Annotated in this window: 21 protein-coding genes and 1 tRNA gene; 16 read left to right on the top strand and 6 right to left on the bottom strand. The window is 69.1% G+C overall.

Features of this window, described 5'->3' with window-relative positions:
- Positions 1-7: 7 nt before the first annotated feature.
- Entirely contained in the window at positions 8-2,494 is a 2,487-nt protein-coding gene (locus Strain318_RS07875; protein WP_367885158.1) for a U32 family peptidase, read from the top strand.
- On the opposite strand, the gene Strain318_RS07870 is transcribed toward Strain318_RS07875, so the two are convergent.
- Positions 2,491-5,118, bottom strand: a complete 2,628-nt coding sequence (locus Strain318_RS07870; protein ID WP_367885157.1) for a PAS domain-containing hybrid sensor histidine kinase/response regulator — start codon at positions 5,116-5,118, stop codon at positions 2,491-2,493. The two genes, Strain318_RS07875 and Strain318_RS07870, sit on opposite strands and share 4 nt — an antisense overlap.
- A gap of 66 nt (positions 5,119-5,184) precedes the next feature.
- On the opposite strand from Strain318_RS07870, the gene Strain318_RS07865 reads away from it, so the two are divergent.
- A complete protein-coding gene (locus Strain318_RS07865; RefSeq protein WP_367885156.1) occupies positions 5,185-7,281 on the top strand; it encodes a RecQ family ATP-dependent DNA helicase in 2,097 nt (698 codons plus the stop codon).
- 168 nt (positions 7,282-7,449) lie between these two features.
- On the opposite strand, the gene Strain318_RS07860 is transcribed toward Strain318_RS07865, so the two are convergent.
- Together Strain318_RS07860 and Strain318_RS07855 are read right to left on the bottom strand one after the other, a co-directional pair.
- On the bottom strand, positions 7,450-8,481 hold the full coding sequence (locus Strain318_RS07860) for a hypothetical protein (RefSeq protein ID WP_367885155.1): 1,032 nt from the start codon (positions 8,479-8,481) through the stop codon (positions 7,450-7,452).
- Positions 8,478-9,500 carry a DUF4956 domain-containing protein gene (locus Strain318_RS07855; RefSeq protein WP_367885154.1) on the bottom strand — a complete coding sequence of 341 codons (1,023 nt, stop codon included), beginning with the start codon at positions 9,498-9,500 and terminating at the stop codon, positions 8,478-8,480. The genes Strain318_RS07860 and Strain318_RS07855 overlap by 4 nt, the downstream gene beginning before the upstream one ends.
- 121 nt (positions 9,501-9,621) lie before the next feature.
- On the opposite strand from Strain318_RS07855, the gene Strain318_RS07850 reads away from it, so the two are divergent.
- The 5 genes from Strain318_RS07850 (at position 9,622) to rpmA (ending at position 15,265) form a co-directional block, all read left to right on the top strand.
- Positions 9,622-11,268, top strand: coding sequence for an alkaline phosphatase family protein (locus tag Strain318_RS07850; protein ID WP_367885153.1), 1,647 nt, complete (start codon positions 9,622-9,624; stop codon positions 11,266-11,268).
- A 17-nt stretch (positions 11,269-11,285) separates the two neighbouring features.
- The gene (locus Strain318_RS07845) at positions 11,286-12,506 is read left to right on the top strand and encodes an acyl-CoA dehydrogenase (RefSeq protein ID WP_367885152.1); all 1,221 of its coding nucleotides are present in this window, start codon (positions 11,286-11,288) and stop codon (positions 12,504-12,506) included.
- Positions 12,507-12,767: 261 nt separating this feature from the next.
- A complete protein-coding gene (locus Strain318_RS07840) occupies positions 12,768-14,423 on the top strand; it encodes an Rne/Rng family ribonuclease (protein ID WP_367885151.1) in 1,656 nt (551 codons plus the stop codon).
- 247 nt (positions 14,424-14,670) lie between these two features.
- Positions 14,671-14,988: a 50S ribosomal protein L21 gene (rplU, locus tag Strain318_RS07835; RefSeq protein WP_367885150.1), complete on the top strand. Its 318-nt coding sequence runs from the start codon at positions 14,671-14,673 to the stop codon at positions 14,986-14,988.
- Positions 14,989-15,007: 19 nt separating this feature from the next.
- Positions 15,008-15,265 carry a 50S ribosomal protein L27 gene (gene rpmA, locus Strain318_RS07830; RefSeq protein ID WP_367885149.1) on the top strand — a complete coding sequence of 86 codons (258 nt, stop codon included), beginning with the start codon at positions 15,008-15,010 and terminating at the stop codon, positions 15,263-15,265.
- Positions 15,266-15,375: 110 nt separating this feature from the next.
- Here the strand turns inward: rpmA and Strain318_RS07825 are convergent, their stop codons facing one another.
- Positions 15,376-15,681, bottom strand: coding sequence for a hypothetical protein (locus Strain318_RS07825; protein WP_367885148.1), 306 nt, complete (start codon positions 15,679-15,681; stop codon positions 15,376-15,378).
- A gap of 57 nt (positions 15,682-15,738) precedes the next feature.
- On the bottom strand, positions 15,739-16,368 hold the full coding sequence (locus Strain318_RS07820) for a glycerophosphodiester phosphodiesterase (protein WP_367885147.1): 630 nt from the start codon (positions 16,366-16,368) through the stop codon (positions 15,739-15,741).
- 47 nt (positions 16,369-16,415) lie between these two features.
- Between Strain318_RS07820 and Strain318_RS07815 the strand changes: the two genes are divergently transcribed.
- From Strain318_RS07815 to Strain318_RS07795, 5 genes are all read left to right on the top strand, one after another.
- Entirely contained in the window at positions 16,416-16,970 is a 555-nt protein-coding gene (locus Strain318_RS07815) for an RNA polymerase sigma factor (protein ID WP_367885146.1), read from the top strand.
- Entirely contained in the window at positions 16,963-17,541 is a 579-nt protein-coding gene (locus Strain318_RS07810) for a zf-HC2 domain-containing protein (protein WP_367885145.1), read from the top strand. The genes Strain318_RS07815 and Strain318_RS07810 overlap by 8 nt, the downstream gene beginning before the upstream one ends.
- The gene (locus Strain318_RS07805; protein WP_367885144.1) at positions 17,538-18,104 is read left to right on the top strand and encodes a hypothetical protein; all 567 of its coding nucleotides are present in this window, start codon (positions 17,538-17,540) and stop codon (positions 18,102-18,104) included. The genes Strain318_RS07810 and Strain318_RS07805 overlap by 4 nt, the downstream gene beginning before the upstream one ends.
- A gap of 34 nt (positions 18,105-18,138) precedes the next feature.
- Positions 18,139-18,222: transfer RNA gene (locus Strain318_RS07800), tRNA-Leu, on the top strand.
- Positions 18,223-18,361: 139 nt separating this feature from the next.
- The gene (locus Strain318_RS07795) at positions 18,362-19,999 is read left to right on the top strand and encodes a hybrid sensor histidine kinase/response regulator (protein WP_367885143.1); all 1,638 of its coding nucleotides are present in this window, start codon (positions 18,362-18,364) and stop codon (positions 19,997-19,999) included.
- Here Strain318_RS07795 and Strain318_RS07790 read toward each other — a convergent pair.
- Positions 19,965-20,354 carry a DUF983 domain-containing protein gene (locus tag Strain318_RS07790; protein ID WP_367885142.1) on the bottom strand — a complete coding sequence of 130 codons (390 nt, stop codon included), beginning with the start codon at positions 20,352-20,354 and terminating at the stop codon, positions 19,965-19,967. The two genes, Strain318_RS07795 and Strain318_RS07790, sit on opposite strands and share 35 nt — an antisense overlap.
- A 66-nt stretch (positions 20,355-20,420) precedes the next feature.
- On the opposite strand from Strain318_RS07790, the gene Strain318_RS07785 reads away from it, so the two are divergent.
- From Strain318_RS07785 to Strain318_RS07770, 4 genes are all read left to right on the top strand, one after another.
- Complete coding sequence (locus Strain318_RS07785; protein WP_367885141.1) at positions 20,421-21,587, top strand: aminotransferase class V-fold PLP-dependent enzyme; 1,167 nt, start codon at positions 20,421-20,423, stop codon at positions 21,585-21,587.
- Complete coding sequence (locus Strain318_RS07780) at positions 21,584-22,552, top strand: 2-hydroxyacid dehydrogenase (RefSeq protein ID WP_367885140.1); 969 nt, start codon at positions 21,584-21,586, stop codon at positions 22,550-22,552. Before Strain318_RS07785 ends, Strain318_RS07780 begins: the two co-directional genes overlap by 4 nt.
- 71 nt (positions 22,553-22,623) lie before the next feature.
- Entirely contained in the window at positions 22,624-23,868 is a 1,245-nt protein-coding gene (icd, locus tag Strain318_RS07775) for an NADP-dependent isocitrate dehydrogenase (protein WP_367885139.1), read from the top strand.
- A complete protein-coding gene (locus Strain318_RS07770) occupies positions 23,868-25,340 on the top strand; it encodes a leucyl aminopeptidase (RefSeq protein ID WP_367885138.1) in 1,473 nt (490 codons plus the stop codon). Before icd ends, Strain318_RS07770 begins: the two co-directional genes overlap by 1 nt.
- Positions 25,341-25,352 lie beyond the last annotated feature (12 nt).

The raw sequence follows: 25,352 nt of genomic DNA, 5'->3' as shown, positions 1-25,352 counted from the left end.
TCCCCTGGTGGCCAAGACTCCCGTTCCCGAACTGCTGGCACCTGCCGGTTCGCTCGACGCCGTGCGCGCCGCCGTGGCGAACGGTGCGAATGCGGTGTACTGCGGCGCGTCGAAGTTCAACGCGCGCGATGACGGGGCACAGCTCACGCTGGACGAGCTGGAGCAGGCCTGCCTGATCGCCCACGAGCGCGGGGCGCGCATCTACCTCACGCTCAACATCCTCATCAAGCCGCGGGAGATGGCCGAGGCGCTCGAGTACCTTGGCGAGTGCATCGACCGCGGCATCGATGCCGCGATCGTGCAGGACATCGGCTTGATCCGGATGATCCAGGCGGTGTACCCCGGCTTCGAAATCCACGGCAGCACGCAACTGACCGTGCATGACGCCAGCGGCGCGAAGGTGATGCAGGGCCTGGGCATCGAGCGGATCGTGCTCGCCCGCGAGAACTCGCTGGCCGATATCCGCGAGATCCGTGCGGCCGTGCCGGGGCTGGGACTCGAAACCTTCGTGCACGGCGCGCTCTGCATCAGTTACAGCGGGCAGTGCTACATGTCAGGGATGATCTCCGAGCGCAGCGCAAACCGCGGGTCCTGCGCGCAGAGCTGCCGCAAGGACTACGTGTTGCGGGACGCCGCGAGCGGGACGGAGCTCGACCGAGGCTACCTGATCTCGGCGAAGGACCTCGGTGCGTGGGAGCACCTGTCGGAGATCGCCGCGGCCGGTGTCGGCTGCCTCAAGATCGAGGGTCGCAAGAAGAAGCCCGAGTTCGTCGCGACGGTGACGAAGGGTTATCGGGAGTTCCTGCAGCGCGTCGAGCGCGGGAGCTTCGTGGAGCCGACATTCGAGGAAGTGCAGCCGCTGGTGCAGATCTTCTCCCGCGGGTTCACGGGCGGCATGTATGGTGGCCGTGAGGGGCGCGAGTACATCACGCGTACGCAGCCGGACAATCGTGGGCTCGAGCTCGGCACGGTCGTCGCGATGGACGGCGACGAGGTGATCGTCGACGTCCGCGCGCCGATCGCCGAGCGCGACGGGCTGGGCTTCGAGCCGCCAGCCGGCGGCCATCTTGAGAGCCTCGGCTTCTCGGCGGGTCCGGTACGCACCCTCTCGCAGCGCGATGGCGTGTGGCGGCAGGCGATCGGCGCGCGGCGCAGCGTGCCGGTGGGCTGGACGGTCGTGCGCAACGCGCAGGTGGCGCTGCTGGAGACGGCGCGGGCGTCGTACGCCGGGGTGGGGCAGGGCAAGCGGCGGCGCGTCGGGCTCGACGTGCGCTGTTTCGGATCCGCCGGCGGCCCACTCAAGGCCATCTTCTCCGCCGCGGGGCATGCCGTCGAGCTCCGCAGCGAGCTGCCCCTTGCCCCGGCGCAGAAGCGCGCGCTCGACGTCGCGCAGCTGCGTGAGCAGTTCGGCCGCCTCGGCGAGTCACCGTTCGTCCTGAACCAGCTCGACGCGGCGGGTGTCGCTTCCGGGCTCTTTCTGCCCGTCTCGGAGCTCAACCGGCTGCGGCAGGACGCGACCGAGCAGTTGATGCAGCAGCTGGGCTGGGACCACGACGCCGAGCTCGGGGCGCGCCGCGAGCGCATCGCGCAGTCGATCGCGCAGGTGCACGATGACTTGCCGTTGGCGCGCATGGCCGGCCACGCAGAACTGGTCGCCGAAGTGTGGCGCATCGAGGATGCGGACGCCGCGCTGGCCGCGGGGGCGGATGAGATCGTGTTCGATCCCTTCCTGCGCCATCCGTTCCCGCCGGTGTCGCAGGTGGCGGCGCTCGTCGCTCGCGTGGCCGAGGCCGGCAAGCGCTTCCGGCTGCGACTGCCGACGATCGTGCGGCCGGAAGAACGCAAGAAGCTCGACAAATGGCTGGCGCTCGGCACGCCGCTGCTCTCCGGGCACCTCGGCTTGCTCGCCGAGCTCGCCGCCGCCGGTCGCGACGTCCACGCGGATTACGCCGCGAACGTGTTCAATGTCGCGACCGCGCGCGAGCTGTTTGCGTTGGGGGCCAGCGGCATCACGCCGTCCGTGGAGCTGACGGTCGAGGAGATCGCCGACGTGACGGCTCCTTGGCAGGGCGCGGGCTTCGAGGTCTTCCTGCACGGAAGGCCGGAAGGCATGACGCTGGAGCACTGCGTCCTCAGTGCGGCCTTCGACCGCACCCCGACGCACTGCCGCGACCTCTGCACCAAGCGCCACACGGATACGCGGCTGACCGACCCGGCCGGGTACGAGTTCCCGGTCGCCACCGATTACGCCTGCCGCAACCGTCTGCTGCACTCACGTCCCGTCGAGGGCAGCGAATACCTGCCGTCGCTGTGGCAGTCGGGCATCCGGCGCTATCGGCTGGTGTTCAACGTCCCGGGCGACCGGGTGGCGGAGCGCGTCGCGGCATATCGTGAGGCCGTCGATGCCGTGGCGCGCGGCGCGGCGCCGTCGCGTCGGCCGCGCGAGGTCCTCGGCGATGCGATCACCCGCGGACATTTCGCCCGCGCGGTCTAGCGGCCGTCGATCAGCTCCCGCACGGAGAGCGCGAGGTCGTCGAGCGTGAACGGCTTTGAGAGCAAGCGGGCCCCCGCCGGCATGCCATGCTGCCAACGCAGCGCCTCCTGGCTGAAGCCCGAGATGAAGAGCACCGGCACATCGGGGCGACGCTCGCGGATGCGGGCGCAGGCCACGTCGCCGTGGATGCCCGGCATCACGATGTCGCTCACGACGATCGAGATGGGGCCGGTCCTGGCCTCCGCGAGCGCGACGCCCTCCTCTCCATCCGCGGCCGCGAGCACTTCGTAGCCGAGGCGGCGGAGCAGCTTGGCCGTCACTTCGCGCACCGGCGTCTCGTCTTCCATCAGGAGCACGACATCGCCCGCCGCGGCCTGCGGCAGCGCCGGCTTCGCCACGGGGGCCGCGGTCTCGTGCGGCGCGATCACGCGCGGGAAGAACATCGTGAACGTCGTACCACGCCCTGGTGTCGAGTCCACGCGGACCTGTCCCCCCATCTGCGTGACCGCGCCGTACACGGTCGCGAGTCCGAGTCCGGTGCCGCCGCGGTCCGCCTTTGTGGTGAAGAAGGGTTCAAAGATGCGGCCGACCAGTTCCGGCGGGATGCCGCCCCCGGTGTCCTCGACTTCGAGCTGGACCCAGTCGCCAGGCGCGAGATTCAGTGATTCCCGCCCGCCCGCTCCGACGGTGAGGTTCTGGCCGGCGACGCGGAACGTCCCACCCTGCGGCATCGCATCGCGGGAGTTCACGGCGAGGTTCACGAGGATCTGTTCGAAGGCCGTGGCGTCCGCGCGGATAGACCACAGGGTCCGCGGCACGTCGAGATCCACGAGGATTCCCTCCCCGAGCAGGCGTCGCAGCAGACGCTCGAGGTCGGCGAGTTGCGTCGGAATATGGAGGATGCGCGGCTCGATGCGCTGCTGCCGCGCGAACGCCAGCAGGCGCCGCGTCAGTTCGGCGCCACGCTGCACCGAGTGCTCGATCTCGACCAGATGCTCGCCGATGCCGGCCTGTTCGGCGGTCTTCAGCTTGAGCAGCGTGACGTTGCCGGCGACGGCGGTCAGGAGATTGTTGAAGTCGTGCGCCACGCCCCCCGCGAGTCGGCCAATCGCCTCGAGGCGCCTCGCGCCGGTGAGCTCGTCCTCAAGCCGCTGGCGTTCACGCACGTCGCGCAGCGCCACGATCAGGCGCTCGCTGCCATCGCGCTCGGTATACGGGCGCGACACGCCCTCCAGCGGAATGAAGTCACCCTGGGCGGTCCGGGCGCGGAGCGGCACGACCGTCGGGACGGTCTCGTCGCGCTCGAGGGAGCGCCGCAGGGCATCGGCGACCGTCGGCACGTCGTCGGGGTCGATGAATTCGAACCCCGACTGGCCGATCATCCGCAGATGGTCGTAGCCGAGGACCCGGTCGACGGATGGGCTCGCGTACTCGATCAGCGCGTCGGGCGTGACCTGGAAGATCATGTCGCTCGCATTCTCGATCAGCGAGCGGAACCACTCTTCCCGGCGTGCCATCTCGTGCCGAAGGCGTTCTTCCTCGGTCGAGTCGTGGGCGACCACCAAGGCCCCGATGACGCTACCGCCCTCCCGCACCGGCGTGAAGCGTACCGAGAATGCCCGGAGCTCGGCCTGCGAGGCGAAGCGGAAGCGCTTGAGGCGTACGACGGCCTCGCCGGCCAACACGCGCGGCAAGGCGTCGGTCCAGAACGCCCGCGTCGGCTCGTCCATCAGGGCCTCCAGCGACATCCCCGGCGAGAGCACCATCCCGGTGGCCTGCGAGACGAGTTCGACGAAGCGGCGATTCGCGGACGCCAGGGTCCCGTCGCGATTCACGATGAACACCGGGTCGCTGCTCGTCGCGAGGGCCGCGGCGAGCGTCGCCTCGGACTCGTTGGCCGTGCGTTCGGCCGCACTGCGCGCATCGGCCGCCTCCACCGCGCGTGCCTGCTCGACCTCCAGCAGCGTGATGAGCATGCCGGCCCCGACCCCCACGAGGAGCGGCAAGCCGCCGAACGTGAGGAATTGCGCGAGCACCGGGCTCGGCCCGAGGAAGTGCGTAGCCGGTTCGCCCACGCGCAATGCGGCATAGGCAAAGAGCGTCACCAGCAGTGCGAGGCGGCCCAGTGCCGAGGTGCCGGGCGGGCGTCGCAGCATGAGCAGGCCCGCCGCCGTGTACGCGATGCCCCACGCGAGCGCGAGCAGGCCGATGCGGATGAGGTACAGTTGCATCGCCGCATCGGAGCGCCGCTCGACAGGCACCAGCACCAGCAGTCCGGCGGCTGCGATTAGCAGCGCGACCGCGCGGAGCGGCCATGCCGAAGCAGGGCGCTCGGGGGTGCAGAGCTGCTCCATGCCGGCGAGCAGCGCGCGGATGTGCACGAAGGCCGCGAGCATGGAGCCGAGCGAGAACGCGCTGCGGAGCGGCGCGAGGCCCGGGACATTGACCGCCAGCAGCGCGAGACCGGCAAAGAGCCCGTAGGCCCCCAACGCCAGCCAGGAGCTGCGCCACGCGCGAACGTAGCTTCGTTCGTACGTGGCCCCCAGCGCCTGGAAGGTCCAGGCGAAGCCGAGCGCCAGGAGGACCAGAATGCCAGACGCGGAGACGAACAGCGGGATGCGCACGCGAAAAAGATACTGCCTGCGCAACGCGGCGATGCCGGGCGTCCGGGCCTGGCGCTATCCTTCGTCGTGCATTCCCAGACGACCTCCGGCGGCCTCGCGGCCGCCCGCCAGCTGCTTCGCGAGCGCTTCGCGTATCCCGACTTCCGTCCGGGCCAGACCGAGGCGGTCGAGAGTGTGCTCGCCGGGCGCGACACCCTGGTCATCCTGCCGACGGGCGGCGGCAAGTCGCTGTGCTATCAGGTCCCGGCGCTGGTGCTGGACGGCCTCACCGTCGTCATCTCGCCGCTGATCTCGCTGATGAAGGACCAGGTCGACGCGCTGGTCGCGCGCGGCATTCCTGCCACCTTCATCAACAGTACGCTGACCCAAGCGGAGGTCAGCAGCCGGATGGCCGCCGTCCAGCGCGGCGAGGTCAAGCTCCTCTACCTCGCGCCCGAACGCTTCGACGTCGGTCGCATGGCGGATCGTCTCCGCGAGATCGGCGTGACGCTGCTCGCCATCGACGAGGCGCACTGCATCAGCGAATGGGGCCACGACTTCCGGCCGTCCTACCTGCGCGTGAAGGACGTGCGGAAGCGCCTCGGCAATCCGCCCACGGTCGCCCTGACCGCCACGGCAACGCCCGAGGTGCGCGAAGACATCGCGCGGCAGCTCGAGCTCCGCGACCCGACGGTGGTCATCACCGGGTTCGACCGCACGAACTTGAGCTACCACGTGATCCCCGCCAAGAACGACGCCGCCAAGGACGAGACGCTCGTCGAACTGCTGCGCGAGCACCTGAGTATGCACGGGGAGGGCGTGGCCATCGTCTACGCGAGCACCCGCAAGACGGTCGAGCGGATCGCGCAGCTCCTCACCAAGGCCAAGCTGCCGGCCCTGGGCTACCATGCCGGCCTCGACGATGAGCATCGCGCGGACGTGCAGGACGCGTTCATGAGCGAGCGCGTGCGCGTCATCGTGGCCACCAACGCGTTCGGCATGGGCATCGACAAGCCGAATGTGCGCCTCGTGGTGCACTACGCGATGCCGGGGACGCTTGAGGCCTACTACCAGGAAGCCGGCCGCGCCGGCCGCGACCGCGCGCCGGCGACGGCCGTGCTCCTGCACGCGTTTCCCGATCGGTTCACGCATGAGTTCTTCATCAAGGGCGCGCTGCCCGAGCGCGAGACGGTGAGCGCGGTCTATGACGCGCTCGTGAAGCTCGCGGACCGCGCGGGCCTGGTCGAAGCCGGCGCCCCGCAGCTCGCGGCGACGGCGCGCGGGAAGGTCAGCGACCGCGAGGCGGAGTCGGCGATGCGCATCCTGCAGCGGGGCGGCGCGCTGGCCGTGGCTGACGCGTCGCGCACGATGGCGCAGGTGCGCCTGCTCGCCGCGCCCGAGCGCATCAAGGCGGAACTCAGCGAGGACGCGCACGGTCTCGAGCTCGCCTTGCTGCGTGCACTCTGGAAGCGCGCCGGCGCCGCACTCCACACTGGCATTGTCGCCAACCTCGATGCGATGCCCCCAGGCATCGGCGGTGCCATGGGCGCGGTGCCGCTGCTCGACGCCCTGCAGGCCCGGCAGATGCTCGTCTGGAAGCGACTCGGCGAGGGCCTCACGCTCACCGATCCCAAGCGACCGCTCAAGGACTGGCCCGTCGACTGGGCCGGTCTCGACCGTCGGCGGCAGGGCGAGCTGCGCAAGCTGGAGGCCGTGCAGCAGTACGCGTACACCAAGTACTGCCGCCGCGGCTTCGTGCTGCGCTACTTCGGCGATCCGGCGGCGAAGCCGCGCTGTGACAACTGCGACGTCTGCCTCGGCATCAAGCACGAGCAGCGCGTCGCGGCCGCGCCTTCCGCGCGAAGCCGCAGCGCGCGGGGCAGCAAGGCGGCAGGCAGCGCGAAGCTCGGTGCCAGCGCGGGACGCGGCGGCGCCACGGACGCGCCGCTCAGTCGCGACGACATGGCGCGCTTCGACGCGCTCAAGGCGATGCGCAGCCGCTTGGCCAAGGCGGAAGAAGTCCCCGCCTACGTGATCTTTCCGGATCGCGCGCTCCGCGGCATCGCCGTCGCGAATCCGGAATCACTGGCGCAGCTCGAGCGCGTCAGTGGAGTGGGGCCCGCGCGACTGGATCGGTACGGGCGGGAGGTGCTGGAGTGCCTTCGGGATCAGCGCACTCTTTGAGTGGAAGAGGGGAGACGGGTGTAGGGGCGGGGGCGGAGATACGGGAATGGGGGAGACGGGGGGGCGACGTCTCACGAACGTTGCACGTCTTCCCCTCGTCTCCCAGCTCCCGTCTCCCGTCGACCCAACCCCCGCCCGTACCTCCTTCTCCCGTCTCCCAGCCAGCCCTCAGTTACCGTGCCGCTGGCACTGGTCAATGACCTCGCGCTTGAACTCCCGCGGATCATCCAGCACCCGCCAGAACTCATCGAGATACCGCTTCGCCTCCTCGAGGCGCCGCGCGTCTTGCCCGGGCTCCGGCGTGGTCCAGATGCTGTCGATGGCTGCGCGGCGTGACTTGAAATGCGCGATCGTCGGCGCCCATTGCTCGGCCGTGCGGCAGGGGCCGCGATGCAAGCGCTGGCGCACCGTCCGGATGCCGAGCGTGGCGTTGGGGAACGCATAGCGCGGGTTCACCAAGCCGGTCCAGTCGAAGTCGTAGGCGACGGGCCGATACGCGCCCGAGCTGTCGCGGAACATCACGATGTTGTGCAGCCCCGACACGGACCAGTCGGTGTTGCCGATGGCGTACTCCCAGAGCGCGATGCGGTCGATGTGCGGGCCGTCGAAGACTTCCCAGAGCGCGCCTTTCTGCTCGAACACCTCGAGCGCATGCTCGTCACCCACCTCTTCGTCGGTCTCCATGAAGAACGCCGAGACGCTGATGGGGCGCACGCGGTTCAGTGAGTCGACGTACGTGATGTTCGCGAGCCGCACCCGGTGGTGGATGGAGTCGATCACGGCGTACGAGCGGTACGCCTTGTATTCCGTGAAGATGTACTGCTGGTAATCGGTGCTCGCCGGGCGGCAGGGCGTGACGATCTTGAGCCGCGGATTGCCCTGCAGCAGGCTGCCGTCGCGTGCCTCGCGCCCGGCGCGCAGGAAGAGCGGCGGGAAGGTGCAGTTGCTGGACTGCCGGCGGAAATGGCCGCGGGCGCGCACCTCGACGGGCAGTGTCACCGCGTTGCCCGCGCTGTCGGCGTACTTCAACTCGGCGCCGAACCAGCGGAGCCGCGTCGAGTCGCGCTCGCGCGTGAGGTCGCGCAGGTTGGTCGTGATCGTCACCGCCACCGGGACCTGGTCGCGAAACAACGGCTGCGCGGCGATCGGAGCGGCCGTCGCGGACGCGACGGTCAGGACGAAGAGGGCACGCAGGATCATCGCAACTCCACGCCGCGGAGCGGCGAGTCGGGGAGGCGGCCGAGGTCGTCAGACACGACGCCCGGGGTCACGGTCGGCGCCAGCGAGACGCCGTACTCGACGACGCGCACCTCGTTCTCGCGCACGCTGCCGAGGAACTTCCACTGGGAGAACAACGAGGGGAAAAGCGGCTCGCAGAGGGCGCGCGTGCGCTCGACGTCCGCCGTGCGGAGGCGCAGGAGACGCTCGTAGCGCGGTGCCTGCTCCGGGACCGAGTCCTCCTCGGCGAGGTCGGGATCGTTGCGCTTGCGGCGCCGCCAGGCCCGGTCGGCGAGCGCCTCGAGCTGCTCGGGCGACATCGCCTTCAGCACTTCGTCGTCCATCTTCGCCAGGAACGTGCCCGTGCGGTTCGCGACACTGAGCGCGCGTTCGAGCTTCTTCTCGGCGGCCTTGCCCTCCAGCGCCTGCGGACGGCCGAAGTCGGACCACCACAGGATGAGCATCAAGAGGTTGAAGCCCACCGAAATCACCCACGCCACGGACGGCGCGACGGCGGCGGCCATGCCGATGCCGATGACGACGAAGATGCCGGCCGCATCCTTGGAGTCGTCCAGCGAGGTGCGGAAGCGCACGGCGGCGACGATGCCGCCCAGCGAGAACGCCAGGGCGAGGGAGTGCTTGACGAGGACGACGATGCCGGCCGCGACGACGGGCAGGATGAGGTACGTCTGCACGACGGACTGCTGAAAGCCCTTCTTGCGGCGCGTGAGCGTGTAGATCCACGCGACGGGCAGTGACGCGGCGAAGCCGGTGAACATCGCGATGCTCGCGGCGAGTGCCGTCGGCGTCGTGGGTTCGGCGTTCCCCGTGAGGGCAGGGGCGCCGCCGACGAGATTGCCGAGCGTTTCGCTGCCCAGGGCTCCCCATGAGGGCGGCGCGTAGTTGCGGAGCGCCCAGGTGATGGCGCCGCAGAGTGCGTACCACAGGGTCGTGCGGACGTACAGGTTGCGCCAGATCAGGGACTGCGAGAAGTCAGACATGCGTGGGATGCGGGGGAGTTGTCGCGGCGACGAAAGTGTGACGCCGCGCGTCGGTTTGCAACTGCACCAGAGGCGTCGCACGGGCTAGTTTTCCCCTGTCTTCCTTCTGGAGCCCCCTCCGATGCGTCGTGCCTCCTCCGCTGCGGTGACGCTCGCCGCCCTTCTGGTTGCGCTGCCCGCGTGCGCCCAGCGCGCCCCGCAGACGCCGCCGAGCGTCAACGCGCCGATCGCAGCACCGACGCCGCAGGGCCCGCGGCCGCGTCTGGTGGTGTTTCTCACGGTCGACCAACTCCGACCGGACTACCTGACGCGGTGGGACAGCCAGTTCACGGGCGGTTTCCGGCGCCTGCTGGATGAAGGCCGCTTCTTCGTCAACGGCGTGCACGACCATGCGATTACGGAGACGGCGCCCGGCCACGCGTCGACGATGTCCGGTCGCTTTCCCTACTCAACGGGCATCGCCAGCAACTCCGCCGGCGTGAACACGCCGACGGCGCCACTGCTGGAGAGCGACGGCGTGGGGGCATCGCCGTTCCGGTTCAAGGGCACCACGCTCACGGACTGGCTGCGCGCCGCCCGACCGGATGCGCGCATCCTGTCCGTCTCGCGCAAGGACCGTGGCGCCATCCTGCCGATCGGCGCCGGCAAGTATCCGGTGTTCTGGTACGCGCAGCGCTCGGGCAAGTTCACCACGAGCAGCTACTACGGCGACAGCCTGCCGGCATGGGTGCGGGCGTTCAACGCGGAAGATCACGCGGGCACGCGCTACGCCGGGCGGGTGTGGGATCTCCTGCTGCCGGTCGAGAACTACCCGGAACCGGACTCCGTCCAGGCGGAGAGCGCGGGGCAGGAGCCGGCGTTCCCGCATGCCTTGCCGACCGACGTGGAACTCGCGCGCAACGCCATCATCGGGTATCCGTGGATGGACCAGATGACGCTCGACTTCGCGTGGCGGGCGCTGCGCGAGATGGAGCTTGGCGCGAGTGCGGATCGTACGGACCTGCTCGCCGTGTCGCTCTCGACGCTGGACGCCGTCGGCCATCGCTGGGGCCCGGATTCGCGCGAGGTGCACGACCACATGCTGCGCATCGACCGCATGCTCGGCACCTTCCTCGATTCGCTGGTTGCGGTCCGCGGCCGCGACAACGTGGTCATCGCCCTGACCGCGGACCACGGCGTCGCGCCGATTCCCGAGGTGCGTTCCACGTGGGGCGACAACTCGCGGGCCTCGCGGCTCACCTCGCGGGAGCTGGAGCCGGTGATCGCGGGCGTCGCGCCGGTCATTCGACGCCTTGAGCTCGACCCGACGGCCTTCAACCTCGATTGGGGCGTCCTCGAGGTGGACCGCAGCAAGGTGCAGGGCAAGGACGCCGCGGTGCGCACCGTCGCCCGTGAGTTCGCGCGCCTCGCACGGCGCGTGCGCGGGATCCAGCGTGTCGACGTGATCGACGACATCGTGCGTGCCGACACCGTGCGCGACAACTATGCGCGGCGCTGGCTCCACATGTTCCGCCCGGGCGGCGAGGCCATCGCCGCGATCACCATGGAGCCGTACTGGCTCTACGGCGGCTCGATCGCGACGCACGGCTCGCCGCACGACTACGACGCCAAGGTGCCTGTGTTGTTCTGGGGCGCCGCGTTCGCGCCGGGCCGGGATTCCTCGGCGGCGCGCGTCGTCGACATGGCCCCGACACTCGCGCGCCTGCTCGGCGTGCCGCCGCTCGAAAAGCTGGACGGCATCGTACTCGATGCGGCGTTCAGGCGCTGACCCCCTAACTTCACGGCATGCACGATTCCCTGTACTTTCTTGAACACCATCTCGCCACGCGCGAGATGGTGCGCGCCTTCGCCCTCGAAGAGGTCGCGCCCGTCGCGCGGCACTTCGACGACACTCAGGAATTCCCCTGGGAGAACGTCAAGAAGATGGCCGACCTCGGGATGTTGGGCATCCCGTGGAGTGCAGACCTCGGCGGCGCCGGTCTGGACACCATCTCGTTCATGATCGCGATCGAGGAACTGGCGCGCATCTGCGCGTCCCACTCGATCACGATCTCGGCGCACACCACGCTGGGCACCTCACCCATCGTCAACTTCGGCAACGCGGCGCAGATCGAGCGCTATGTCCCGCGCTTGGCGAGCGGCAAGGTCCTCGGCGGTTTCGGGCTCACGGAGCCGAACGCCGGCTCGGATGCCGGCGGCACGCAGACGCGCGCGGTCAAGAAGGGCGCCGCGTACGTGCTGAACGGCACCAAGCGCTTCATTACGCACGGCGGCGTCGGCGAGATCTTCGTCGTCACCGCCGTCACGGATCCCGCCAAGGGTACGAAGGGCATCTCGAGCTTCATCCTCACCAAGGAAACCTGCGACCTCGCGGGTGCGGCCAAGGTCGGCATGGGGCATGACCCCGAGCTCACGCCGATGCCGGGCTTCCGCGCCGGCAAGAAGGAAGACAAGCTCGGCTGGCGCGCGTCGGACACGCGCGAGCTGATCTTCGAGGATGTCGAGGTGCCCGCGGAGAACCTGCTCGGAGAGGAAGGGCGGGGCTTCATCAACTTCATGAAGACGCTCGACGCCGGTCGCATCGGCATCGCCGCGCTGTCGCTAGGCGTCGCGCAGGGCGCCTTTGACGAGGCGCTCAAGTACACGGGCGAGCGTCGGCAGTTCGGCAAGCGCATCGCCGAATTCCAGGGCGTGCACTTCCAGCTCTCGGACATGGCCACGGAGCTCGAGGCGGCGCGCCACCTCGTCTACCACGCGGCCTGGCTCAGCCAGAACGGGCAGCCCTATTCCAAGGAAGCCGCGATGGCCAAGCTGTTCTGCTCGGAGCTGGCCATGCGGAACACGATCAAGGCCATCCAGCTCCATGGCGGCTACGGGTACACCAAGGACTACCCCGTGGAGCGCTTCATGCGCGACGCCAAGATCGGTGAGATCGGGGAGGGGACGTCGGAGGTGCAGCGCATGGTCATCGCGCGGCACTTGATCGCCGGCTTAGGCCGGGAGTAGCCAGGGCCTGCACAGTTGCGCCGATGGGCGCCATCCCCCACCATTACAGGTACTTACGGGCCCCTTGTCGGGGCCCTCGCTGTATCCGGGCGAGTCCGCCCACCCCCTCGCAACTGCACGCCATGAACCTGGGTCGTACGTCGTCCCGACTTTTCCCGGCCGCGCCGGCCGCCCTCCGTGGGCGGTCGGCGATGACGCGCTGGGCGGGCACGCCGTGGTCGATCCTGTGCGCTGCGGGGATGTCCCCACTCCTTGGTACGTATGAAGCGCGAGATCCTGATTTCCGCGACGCAGCGCGAGATTCGCGTCGCAATCCTCGAGGACGAACAGCTCGTTGAACTGCAGGTCGACCGTCCGGAGAACAAGCGGATGGTCGGTGACATCTATCTCGGCAAGGTCGAAGCGGTCCAGCCCGGACTGCAGGCGGCGTTTGTCGGCATCGGCACCGAGAAAAGCGCCTTCCTCCACAACTCCGACCTCGCGTACGACGAGGACGGCGATGACGACGAGGATGACGATGACGCGGATGATGACGAGGCGGACTCGGCCGATGCCGACGCCGCCGAATCCGCCGCGGACGCCGGTGAGGGCAAGGACGCGAAGGACGGTGAGAAGCCCAAGGGCGGCCGCGGACGCGGCCGTGGGGGCCGCCGTCGGCGCAAGGAACCGCCCCAGATCCAGGACGTCCTGAAGCGCGGCCAGTCGCTCATCGTCCAGGTCAGCAAGGAGCCCATCTCCACGAAGGGCCCGCGCGTCACCGCGCAGGTCTCGCTGGCTGGCCGCTTCCTCGTGTACATGCCGTTCGCGGCCCGACGCGTGGGCGTCAGCCGCAAGATCGGCGAGCGCGCGCAGCGCCAGAAGCTCCGCGAGCTCGTGGAAGGCGTGCTGCCCAAGGACGCCGGCGGCGTCATCGTGCGCACGGTCTCCGAGGGCGTCACGCAGGAGACCTTCAAGCGTGAGCTGGATACGCTGATCGGCCAGTGGAACCGCATCGTCAAGAAGCAGAAGTTCGTGGGCAACCCGCCCAAGCTCCTGCATCGCGAGACCTCGCTCACGCGCGGCATCATCCGCGACCTCTTCTCGACGAAGGTCGACCGCCTGACGGTGGACTCCAAGCAGGTCTACAACGAGATCATCGAGTACCTGCAGGGCATCGCGCCGGAACTCATCGAGCGCGTGGCCCTGTATGAGGACAAGATCCCGCTGTTCGACAAGGAGCAGATCGAGGGCGAGATCCGCGACCTCTTCAAGCGGCGCTGCGACCTGCCGAGCGGTGGGTACCTGATCATCGAGCCCACCGAAGCGCTGGTCTCGATCGACGTGAACTCCGGCCGGTTCACCGGCAAGAAGGATCCGGAGAAGACGGTCACGAAGACCAACATGGAAGCGGCCCGCGAGATCGCGCGGCAGCTGCGCCTGCGTGACGTCGGCGGCATCATCGTCTGCGACTTCATCGACATGGAGTCGAAGTCGAACCGCGACCGAGTGCTCCAAGAGCTGCGCACGCACCTTGGCCGTGACCGGGCGCGCACGAAGGCCTACGCGGTGAGCGACCTTGGCCTGATCGAGATGACCCGCCAGCGCGTGCGGCAGAGCCACTTCCACGCCATGACGGAAGCCTGCCCGGTCTGCAACGGCACGGGGCGTGTGTTCACCGCGGAGACGATCGTCCGCCGGATGGAGCGAGCGGTACGTCGCCTCGCGTCCGAGGGCCGCCGCGAGGCCATCGTGGTGAAGCTGTACCCGGATACCGCGATCTACGTGCTCGAGAACGAGAAGGACTTGGTCGCGCGCCTGGCGAAGCAGGTCGGCTTCGGCGTGGAGATGCGGGACGATCCGCTGCTCAAGCCGGACGAGTTCAAGCTCGTGGTCAAAGGCGCCGGGCGGGATATTACGTCGCAGTACGCGGTTGCGTAATCGTCTCCCGACGTGGGAGACGAGAGAGGGCGGTACGGGCGGGGGTGGGCCGAGGGGAGACGGGAGAGGGAAGACGGGGGAGAGACGGGGCCGGGTACGTGAGACGTCTGCCCCCCATCTCCCCCATTCCCGTATCTCACCCCCCGCCCGTACCGCCGTCTAACCTCTCCCACCATAAGGACTTGACCGCGACCGCTCGAGCGGATATTGTTCTAGGCTCGCTCAATTCCATCTAGCAGAGTTCCCAATGTCGTACGCAATCTTCCGCTCCGGCGGCAAGCAGTTCCGCGCCGAAAAGGGCAGCACGCTGCGTCTTCCCACCCTCCCGGGTGAGGCGGGCGCGACCGTCGAGTTCAACGAAGTGCTCCTTGGCTCTGACGGCTCGGCCGTCAAGGTCGGCGTGCCGACGCTCAAGGGCGCCACGGTCACCGCGGAGATCGTCAAGCACGGTCTCGGCGACAAGATCATCGTGTTCAAGTTCAAGCGTCGCAAGAACTACGCGCGCAAGCAGGGCCATCGTCAGGGCTTCACCGAAGTTCGCATCCGCGACATCACCCTCGGCTGACCCGGGGAGAGAGGATACCATGGCACATAAGAAGGGCGTAGGCTCCTCCCGCAACGGCCGCGATTCGAATCCGCAGTACCGCGGCGTGAAGAAGTTCGGCGGCGAGAAGGTCATTGCCGGCAACATCATCGTCCGCCAGTGCGGCACGAAGTGGCACCCGGGCAACAACGTCGGCCTCGGCACGGACTACACGATCTACGCCCTCATCGACGGCGTGGTGAAGTTCGAGCACAAGTCCAAGACCCGCTTCAAGGTCTCGGTCTACCCGGCCGCGTAAGCGATTCCGGTACGAAATCGAAAGCCCCGGCTCACAGAGCCGGGGCTTTCTTGTTTGCACCACGAAGACACGAAGGCACGAAGGATGCTGCACCCGCGCGGCTGAACGCGTCAGGCCGAAGGCTCCGGTGCCTTGGGGGCGTTGCGATGCAGCACCTTCGCCAAGTCCTCCTCGAGCTGTTTCGCTTCGGCCTCGTACTTGGCCAACGTGCCGTGCAGATGCTCTTGCGTTTCGGCCGCGAGCTCGGTGTTGTCCCGCTTGGCCCGGTGTACGGCGTAGCCGAGTGCCTGCGCGGCCTTGTCGGCCTGCTGCCGCACACGGAAGAGTTCGATGCGGATCTTGCCCTCATCGAGGGCGCCTTTCGCGGCCGTGCCGGCCTTGTCCAGCTCTGCTTGAACCTTCTCCCAGATACTCATGATGGTATCCTCCTGCGGTCCCGTACGCCGGAGACGCCGCGCGGGTTTCCTCGCGCGTTAGGCGCCGAAGACCTGCCGGGCGAGCGCGACGTCGTCCGTGCAGATGGCATGTACGCCGAGCGCGGCGAAGCGTTCCATGACGGCGGCGTCGTTCACCGTCCACGCGACGATGCGGCAGCCGGCGGCGATCGCCGCGGCCACGAGATCGGCATCGACGAAAGGCCACTGCCGCCAGAGATCACGACCGCCGACAGCCTGCAGGGCGTGCAGCGCGTCGAGCGGATAGTTCACCTCGAGCACACCGCGAGGGATCGCAGGAGCGAGCCGTCGCGCTTCGGCGACCTGGCGATGGTCGAAGGCGTGCACGGCGGACCGGAGCTCAGGGCGAGCGCCCAGTGCAGCGACCGAGCCGGCCGCGCAGCCGGGACCTTTGAGCTCGGCGTAGGCGGTCAATCCGCGCGCGAGGTGCAGGTCCAGCACGGCGTCTAGCGTCGGCACGTCGGGCCCGGGGACGATACCGGGGCCCAGCGGGTCGTGGTGGACCCGCAGGATGCCGTCGGGATGCAGGTGCACGTCGAATTCACAGCCTTCGGCCCCGAGGTCGGCGGCGCGGGCAAAGGCCGCCAAAGTATTCTCGGGGCGCTCGCGGGAGGCGCCGCGGTGGGCGATGATCTCGGGACGTGGCACGGCAGTAGTTTAACGTCCGTGGACCAGCGCCGTCTGACCTTTCGAGGATGCCTGTGACCGCCCCCAGCCAGCCGGCGACCGACGCGGAGTTGATCGCCCGATGGCAGTCGGGGGACCAGCGGGCCGCCTCGGCGCTCGTCGAGCGCCATGCGCCGTCCGTCGCGCGGTTCGCGGCGAGCCTGGGCGTGCGCGAGGAGATCGATGAGCTGGTGCAGGACACGTTCGTGCGGGCGTTCCAAAGCCTCGAGTCCTTTCGGGCCGACAGCCAGCTTCGAACGTGGCTGTTTACCATCTGCAAGCGCCTGCTGCTGGACCGGAAGCGCGCGGAGCGACGACGACGCGACGTCGCCGAGATCGATGAACGGGACGCGGCGACGGAGTACGATGCGCTGGACGTGATGGTCGGCGACGAGCTGGCCGAGCGCCTGCGCGATGCGATGGGCGGCCTGACGGACCTGCAGCGCGAGGTCTTCAGCTTGCGGGTGAACGAGGGGATGGCCTACGCAGAGATCGCGTCGGCGGTCGGGAGCACGGAAGGCGCGTGCCGAGTGCACTATCACAACGCCTTGAAGGCGATCAAGGAGCGGTTGCGCGATGCGTGAATGCCACGAGACGACGGAGCGGGATGCCCTGCCGCTGCTGCTGCGCGGGCGGTTGTCGCCCAGCGATGCCGCGCGTGTGCGGGCGCATGTCGCGTCCTGCCCCGCCTGCGCCGAGGATCTGGCCGTGCTGGAGCGCGCCGCGAAGCTGTTCGACATGGCCACGCCGCGTGTTGACGTGTCGGCGATCGTCGCGAAGTTGCCGGCGCCGTCGCAGCGGCCGGCCCTGCGCGTGGAGCGGGGCCTGGCGCGTCGTCCGCTGGTGCCGCGCTATGCCTTGGCGGCGGCGGCGTCGCTCACGCTGGTCGCGACGCTCTCGTTCGCCGCTCTGAAGGGGCGCGTGTTCGACGGGACGACACCCGCCACGGTTTCGCCGGACACCGCGATGCCGGTGTCGGATGTCGCGTCGGCGGCGCCGGCTCCCGTCGCGCTGGTGACGGGCGCCGAACTCGGCGAGCTCGGAAGCTCGGAACTCGAAGCGCTGTTGGCCGAGCTCGACCAGTTCGAAGCCACCATTGCGGCCGAACCCGTGTCCATGCAGCGCGCCGTCGTCGACGCGCCGGAGGGCCTATGAGAATGCTGCGGCAGGTCATGCGGGCCGGCGTGCTCCTCGCGATCACGGTGACCATGGCGGGCGCGCAGGGTGAGCCGCGTCCCGACGCTCGTCGTGATTCGCTGGAGGCACGCGTGCGCGCCCGCATGACGACCATGCTGCGCGAGCAGATCGGGCTGAACGATGACCAGATCCGCCGGCTGCAACAGACGAATCGCCGGTTCGAACGCCAGCGTCGCGAGCTGTTCAACGAGGAGCGTCGGGTGCGAGGTGAGTTGCGGGCCGCGCTGGAGTCGCGCGACTCCGTGCAGGATGCCCGCGTCGCGCCGCTGCTGGACCGCACGATCCAACTGCAGCGGCAGCGGCTCGACCTCTTGGAGGCGGAGCAGAAGGAACTCGCAACCTTCCTGACGCCGACGCAGCGCGCCCGCTTGTACGGGTTGGAGGAGCAGATGCGCCGCCGGATGCAGGAGATGCGCGACTCGCGTCCGGGCGACGGTCCGCGGCGCGGCGTCCCGGGTGCGCCGGGTGTACGCCCGGGCGGACCTCCGGGCGCCGGGCCGCGACGTCCGCCGCCGCTCTGACATCACGCCGCCATCCGATTACTTTTCCCAACGCGCCCGGATGGCGGAACTGGCAGACGCAGGGGACTCAAAATCCCCCGATCGCAAGGTCTTGTGGGTTCGATTCCCACTCCGGGCATAGAGGCGGGCGTCAGGGATTCCCTGGCGCCCGCCCTTGTCGTTCTCGGACCCCGACCGCGGCACGCGGCTGACTTATCGATACATCTGAGAGCGGTACGTTCGTGCACGTGAGGTCGTTCGTTCACGCCGGAGCTCTCGTGCCAGACGCAGCCCGCCAGCAGGTATCTGAGCTCCAGCACCTCACCGAGGCGCTTCAGCGCGAACGGGAACGCCTCGTCACCGCGCAGGCCGTGGCGAAGGTCGGAAGCTGGGAAACCGATCTTCAAACGCTCTCGGTGCTGTGGTCCGACGAGACGTATCGCATCTTCGGCGTGGATCCCGGGACGTACGTGCCCACGCACGTGTCGTTCCTGTCGTTCGTGCATCCCGACGACCGCGCCAGGGTAGACGAGGCCTTCCGCGCGTCGTTCGCGACCCGGGATGTGTGCACGGTCGAGCATCGCGTCGTCGCCGGCGACGGGTCCACCAAGATCGTCGAGGAGCGCTGGCAGACGTTCGTCGATGGGCTCGGCCATCCCATACGCGCCGCTGGTACCTGCCAAGACCTCACGGAGCGGCGGCGCCTTGAGGCGCAGCACCTGCGTACGCAGCGCCTGGAGAGTCTCGGAACGCTGGCTGGGGGCATCGCCCACGATCTCAACAACGTGCTCACGCCGATTCTCGCGACGGTCGATCTCCTCCGTGAGGAAGACGATCCCGCCGAGCGCGAACATTTGCTGACGACAGTCGAGGAGAGTGCGCGCCGCGGCGCAGAGATGGTGCGTCAGGTCCTGGCGTTCGCGCGCGGCAGCGGCGGCGAGCATGTGCCGGTCGATCTGCGTCGGGTCGTCGACGACGCCAGGCGGGTCCTCGTCGAGACCCTCCCGAAGGACATCAGCGTCCGCATCGAGGAGCCGGCTGCGGTGAGTCGGGTCCTCGGAGACGCCACGATGCTGTACCAGGTGTTGATGAACCTCTGCGTGAACGCGCGGGATGCCATGGCGCACGGCGGGCAGCTGTCGATCGCGCTCGCGGACGAGACGCTCGATGAGGTGTACGCGGGCATGCACCCGCAGGCCCGTCCCGGTCGCTATGTGCGCGTGACCGTCGCGGATACAGGCACGGGCATCCCGCCCGCGGTGCAAGAACGCATGTTCGAGCCGTTCTTCACGACGAAGGAACTGGGCCAGGGCACGGGGTTAGGGCTCTCGACCGTGCATGCGATCGTCCGCGGCATGGGCGGCTTCGTGAACGTGTACAGCGAGATCGGACGCGGCGCCCGCTTCGTCGTGTACCTGCCTGCCATCACGGGCCCCGTCGACGCGCTCGACGCGACGGGCCGTGCGGCGCCGCTGCCGCGCGGGCGCGGCGAGTTGGTGCTGGTCGTGGACGACGAGCCCCTGATTCGCGAGGTCGTCACGCCCACGCTGGAGCGCAATGGCTACACGGTGCGGAGCGCGGCGAACGGCGCCGAGGGTGTGGCCGCGTTCGTCGAGGCGAGGCGGGACCTGCGGCTGGTCCTGACGGACATGGCGATGCCCGTCCTCGACGGGCCCTCGATGATCCGCGCCATCCGCGCGATGGACGCCCAGGTGCCGATCATCGGAACCAGCGGCCTGACGGGCTCGATGGTCGCGGCGTCTCGGACGACCTGCGTATCGACGGGTGGGTGCCGAAGCCGTATCTCGCCGAGGTGCTGCTTCGCACGATCCGCGACGCCATCGACGCTGCCGAATCGCCGGCGCCGCGCGGCGGCTCGGCTTAGCGGTCGCTCGCCTTGGGCGGGTCGAAGATGAGGTCCGCCGCCAGCCACACCGTCCGCGTGAACGGATAGAGGAGCAGCGGCGCAGCGACCATCGCCACGACCAGCACGACCTCGAGGCGGTCCCAGGGCACATCGGGCCACACGACCAGCACCCAGATGCCCAGCCCCGCGGCGAAGAGCAGCTCGGCGACAATCAGGTTCACGAGGTACGCCCCGACGAAGTGATCCCGGTTGCCGCGGTCGGTCTTGAGGGCGCAGCGCGGGCAGCGCGGCTGCAGCCACAGCCATCGACGGAAGAGGCCGCCGCTGCCGCACTCCGGGCACCGCAGCGCAAAGGCGCGCAGCAGGCGCGTCGTGGACGAGGGGAGGGCGGTGGGCGTGCTCACCCTTGCAAACTACATTGTTCGGGACGTCCGTGTGTGGGACGTTCGTTCACCTCCGCCCGCCGTCCGATGCCTGGTCGTCATCATCTGTTCGTTCCCGGGCCGTCCAACGTGCCCGACCGCGTCCTGCGCGCCATGCACCGCGCGCAGGAAGATCACCGCTCGAGCGCGTTTCCGGCCCTGACCGAGGGTTTGCTGCGCGACATCCGACCGGTGTTCGGCAGCACGGTGGCGCGTCCGTTCCTCTTCTCGGCGACCGGGACGGGCATGTGGGAGGTCGCCATCACGAACACGCTGTCGCCGGGCGATCACGTGCTCGCCGTGCGGCTCGGGCAGTTCTCGCATCTGTTCATCGACACGGCGGAGAAGCTGGGGCTCAAGGTCGAAGTGATGGACCTCGAATGGGGCGAGTCCTTCGACCCGCAGGCCATCGGGGATCGCTTGGCGGAAGACCGCGCGCACGCGATCAAGGCGCTGTTGGTCGTGCACAACGAGACGGCGACCGGCGTCACGACGGACATCGCGGGGCTGCGTGAGGCGATGGACGCGGCGAAGCATCCGGCGTTGCTCTTCGTGGACGGCGTCAGCTCGATCGGCTCGCTGGAGTTCCGGCAGGATGCCTGGGGTGTCGACGTCGCGATCACGGGGTCGCAGAAGGGCTTCATGATGCCCGCCGGGTTGGGCATGGTGTCGCTCTCGCCGACGGCGATGGAGCGCATCGAGACGGCGGGATTCAAGCGGCATTACTTCGACCTGCGGCCGCAGGTGCTGCATAACGACCAGGGCTACTTCCCGTACACGCCGCCGCTCGCGCACTTGTTCGGCCTGCGTGAGGCGCTGGACATGATGCAGGAGGAAGGGCTGGCGAACATCCACGCGCGCCACGCGCGCCTGGGCGAAGGCGTGCGGCGGGCCGTGGCCGCCTGGGAACTGCGCATCTGCGCCCGCGATCCGGAGCGCCGGTCGAACACGGTGACGGCGATCGTCGTGCCCGACGGCAAGGACGCGCGGCATGTGATCGACCACGCGTATCGTCGCTGGGACATGGCGCTGGGCTCGGGCCTCGGCCGCCTGAACGGCAAGGTATTCCGCATCGGCCATCTCGGGGATCTCAACGAAGGCATGCTGCTCGGGGCGCTCGGGCTCACGGAGCTGGCCCTCCACGATGCGGGCATCGCCGTACCGCTCGGGGCGGGCGTTGCTGCGGCCCAGCGCTGGTATCGCGAGTCGGAGTGAGCGCACGTCCGGTGGTGTGGGTGACGCGCCGCCTGCCGGCGGCCGTCGAGCAGGCGCTGCACGAGCACTTCGAGATCCGTCAGCGCGAGGACGACGCGCCGCTCGACGCGGACGCGCTCGCGCAGGCGTTTCGCGAGGCCGACGCCGTCCTGTGCACCGTGACCGACCGCATCTCGCCGGCGTGCCTGACGCAGCCGCAACGGCGGGCGCGGATCGTCGCGAACTTCGGCGTCGGCGTGAATCACATCGACGTGGCCTCGGCGCGCGCCGCGGGCGTGACGGTCACGAACACGCCGGACGTGCTCACCGACGACACGGCTGACCTCGCCATCCTGCTCATGTTGGCGACGCTGCGGCGTGCGGGTGAGGGCGAGCGTGAGTTGCGCGCGGGCCGCTGGGCCGGGTGGCGGCCGACGCACCTGCTCGGGACGCGACTCACGGGCAAGACGCTGGGCATCGTAGGTTTGGGGCGCATCGGCATGGCGGTCGCGCAGCGGGCGAGCGCGGGCTTTGGCATGCGCGTCCTGGCCTGGTCGCGTTCCGCGCCGCGCGGTCCCGAGCCGGGGGTGGAGCGCGTGGCGACGCTAGATGCGCTGCTGGCGCAGGTCGATGTGCTGAGCCTGCATTGTCCCGCCACCCCGGACACCAAGCACCTGATCGCAGCGCCGCAACTGGCGCTCATGGGCCGGCACGCCGTGCTGGTCAACACGGCACGCGGCGACGTCGTCGATGAAGCGGCGCTGGTCGCCGCGCTGGAGGCCGGACAGATCGCCGGCGCGGGGCTCGACGTGTTCGAACGGGAGCCCGTCGTGCATCCGGGTCTGCTGAGGCGCGACGACGTCGTCCTCCTGCCGCACCTTGGCTCGGCAACGCGTGAGACCCGCGAGGCGATGGGGATGCGGGCCCTGGCCAACCTTACGGCGTTCTTCCGCGGCGAGGCGGTGCGCGATCGCGTCGTGTCGTAGCACCGCTGGCTTGCTCGCCGTGTCGGCGGGCCCCTAGCTTTCCGCTTCCACCCCCTCCGTGAATCCAGCCAATGGCGACCTACAAGTACGCGCGCGTCCCCGCGAAGGGTGAGCGCATCGAGGCTTCGGGCGGCGACTTCCGCGTGCCCGACCAGCCGATCATCCCGTTCATCGAGGGCGACGGTACCGGCCCGGACATCTGGCGCGCGTCCGTGCGCGTGTTCGACGCTGCCGTCGAGCGCGCCTACGGCGGCAAGCGCAAGATCCACTGGATGGAGATCCTCGCCGGCGAGAAGGCGTTCAACGCGACCGGCGAGTGGATGCCGGCCGAGTCGCTCGAGGCCGTGCGCGAGTTCAAGGTGGCCATCAAGGGGCCGCTGACGACGCCCGTGGGCGGCGGCATTCGCTCGCTGAACGTCGCGCTGCGCCAGGAGCTCGACCTGTACGCCTGCGTGCGGCCCGTGCGCTACTTCCAGGGCGTCGGTGCGCCGGTGAAGGAGCCGCAGAAGGTCGACATGGTCATCTTCCGCGAGAACATCGAGGACGTGTACAGCGGCATCGAGTTCCGGGCCGGTACGGCCGAGGCCGAGAAGCTGCGGCAGTTCATCGAGAAGGAGTTCGGCAAGAAGATCCGTCCGGAGAGCGCGATCGGCATCAAGCCGATGTCGGCGTTCGGCTCCAAGCGTCTCATCGAGATGGCCATCAAGTACGCGCTCAAGACGCACCGGCCGTCGGTGACGATGATGCACAAGGGCAACATCATGAAGTTCACCGAGGGCGGCTTCCGCGACTGGGGCTATGAGCTCGCGAAGGAGAAGTTCGGGGAGCACGTGGTGGCCGAGGCGGACCTGGCGGCAGCGGGCGGCAAGGCCCGTGCCGACGCCGTGGTCCTCAAGGACCGCATCGCCGACTCGATGTTCCAGCAGATCCTGCTGCGTCCGGATGAGTACAGCGTGGTCGCGACGCCGAACCTCAACGGCGACTACATCTCCGACGCGCTCGCGGCGGAAGTCGGCGGCCTCGGCATTGCGCCGGGCGGCAATCTCGGCGACGAGGCGGCCGTCTTCGAAGCCACGCACGGCACGGCGCCCAAGTACGCGGGTCTCGACAAGATCAACCCGGGCAGCGTGATCCTCTCGGGCGTCATGATGCTCGAGCACATGGGCTGGAACGAGGCCGCGAAGCTCATCGTCACGGGCCTCGAGAAGGCGATTGCCGCGAAGACCGTCACCTACGATCTCGCGCGGCAGATGCAGGGGGCCACCGAGGTGAGCACCTCCGGCTTCGGTGACGCGATCATCAAGGGGATGGCCTGATGTCCCTGACGTTCACGACGACCAAGGGCGACGCCGCGCGGGCGGCGGTGCCGCTGCTCGCCGTCCTGCTGCCGGCCGAGCCCAAGTTGCCGCGTGCGCTCTCGGCGCTCGACAAGGCCACGAAGGGCGCGCTGTCGCTGGCCATCCGTCGCGGTGACTTCAGCGGCGGCAAGGACGAGACCCTGCTCGTCGTGAACCCGGGTGCGGGGCCGCAGCGCGTGCTCTTGGTCGGCTGCGGCGCCAACGACACGCGCGCACTTACGCGGGCGGCCACCATGGCGGGCCGCAAGGCGAATGCGCTGAACGTCGGCACGATGGCGCTGTGGGCGGACGACCTGCAGGGTGAGCGTGTCGAAGGCGTCGTGGTCGGCCTCTCGCTCGGCAGCTGGGAGTTCCGGGAGTTGATGGCGACGCCGAAGACGGGCAAGCCGCGCAAGCCGCTCGCCACGGCGCGCATCTACGTCGAGAACGTCGCCGCGACCAAGGCGTCGTTGGCCGCAGGCATCGCGGTGGCCGAGGGCCAGCGCTTGGCCCGCCGGCTCGCGATGTTGCCGGGCAACATCTGCACGCCGAGTTACCTCGCGGAGTCGGCGCAGGACATCGCCAAGCGGCACGGCATGAAGCTCACCGTGCTCGGCCGCAAGGACATGGAGAAGCTCGGCATGGGGTCGTTCCTCGCGGTCGCGCAGGGGACGACGCAGGATCCCAAGCTGATCGTCCTCGAGTACAACGGCGGCAAGCGCGGCGCGGCCCCGGTCGCGTTGGTGGGCAAGGGCCTCTGCTTCGACACCGGTGGCGTGAGCATCAAGCCGGCGGCGGGCATGGAGACGATGAAGTTCGATATGTCCGGCGCGGCGGGTGTGCTCGGCGCGATGGAGGCGATTGGCCACCTCAAGCCGAACGTCAACGTCGTCGGCCTCGTCGGCTCGACGACGAACGTCGTGGACGGCGATGCGATCCGTCCCGGTGACGTCGTGCGCGCCAGCGACGGCACGACGATCGAGATCCAGAACACGGACGCCGAGGGGCGTCTCGTGCTCGCCGACGTGCTGCACTACGCGAAGCGCTTCAAGCCCCAGGCGGTGGTGGACGCGGCGACGCTCACGGGCGCCGTGGTCATCGCCCTGGGCAACGTGACGATCGGCGTGATGGGCAACGACCAGTCCACGGTCGACGAGGTGCTGGCCGCCAGCGGGCGCGGTGGCGAGCTGGCCTGGCAACTTCCGCTGTTCGAGGAGTACAAGGAGCAGTTGAAGTCCGACGTGGCGGACCTCCGCAACATCGGTGGGCGCGGTGCGGGGACGATCACCGCGGGCCTGTTCCTGCAGCACTTCGCCGGAGAGATGAAGTGGGTGCACCTCGACGTGGCCGGCACGGCCTACTCGGAGACGGATCTCGTCGTGATGCCCAAGGGTCCCACGGGCGTGCCGGTGCGCACCTTCGTCGAGTTCGTACGGGGACGCGCGCGCTGATTCGCACCCTGT

This window comes from Pseudogemmatithrix spongiicola (assembly GCF_030623445.1).
Lineage (GTDB): Bacteria > Gemmatimonadota > Gemmatimonadetes > Gemmatimonadales > Gemmatimonadaceae > Pseudogemmatithrix > Pseudogemmatithrix spongiicola.
This window is presented reverse-complemented; position numbering and strand designations above follow the sequence as displayed.

Bases quoted from the DNA above. Each gene is read 5' to 3' on its own strand.
- Strain318_RS07860 (WP_367885155.1), bottom strand. From the start codon at position 8,481: ATGATCCTGCGTGCCCTCTTCGTCCTGACCGTCGCGTCCGCGACGGCC.
- Strain318_RS07810 (WP_367885145.1), top strand. From the start codon at position 16,963: ATGCGTGAATGCCACGAGACGACGGAGCGGGATGCCCTGCCGCTGCTG.
- icd (WP_367885139.1), top strand. From the start codon at position 22,624: ATGGCGACCTACAAGTACGCGCGCGTCCCCGCGAAGGGTGAGCGCATC.
- Strain318_RS07785 (WP_367885141.1), top strand. From the start codon at position 20,421: ATGCCTGGTCGTCATCATCTGTTCGTTCCCGGGCCGTCCAACGTGCCC.
- rpmA (WP_367885149.1), top strand. From the start codon at position 15,008: ATGGCACATAAGAAGGGCGTAGGCTCCTCCCGCAACGGCCGCGATTCG.
- rplU (WP_367885150.1), top strand. From the start codon at position 14,671: ATGTCGTACGCAATCTTCCGCTCCGGCGGCAAGCAGTTCCGCGCCGAA.
- Strain318_RS07855 (WP_367885154.1), bottom strand. From the start codon at position 9,500: ATGTCTGACTTCTCGCAGTCCCTGATCTGGCGCAACCTGTACGTCCGC.
- Strain318_RS07840 (WP_367885151.1), top strand. From the start codon at position 12,768: ATGAAGCGCGAGATCCTGATTTCCGCGACGCAGCGCGAGATTCGCGTC.
- Strain318_RS07815 (WP_367885146.1), top strand. From the start codon at position 16,416: ATGCCTGTGACCGCCCCCAGCCAGCCGGCGACCGACGCGGAGTTGATC.
- Strain318_RS07850 (WP_367885153.1), top strand. From the start codon at position 9,622: ATGCGTCGTGCCTCCTCCGCTGCGGTGACGCTCGCCGCCCTTCTGGTT.
- Strain318_RS07805 (WP_367885144.1), top strand. From the start codon at position 17,538: ATGAGAATGCTGCGGCAGGTCATGCGGGCCGGCGTGCTCCTCGCGATC.
- Strain318_RS07845 (WP_367885152.1), top strand. From the start codon at position 11,286: ATGCACGATTCCCTGTACTTTCTTGAACACCATCTCGCCACGCGCGAG.
- Strain318_RS07825 (WP_367885148.1), bottom strand. From the start codon at position 15,681: ATGAGTATCTGGGAGAAGGTTCAAGCAGAGCTGGACAAGGCCGGCACG.
- Strain318_RS07770 (WP_367885138.1), top strand. From the start codon at position 23,868: ATGTCCCTGACGTTCACGACGACCAAGGGCGACGCCGCGCGGGCGGCG.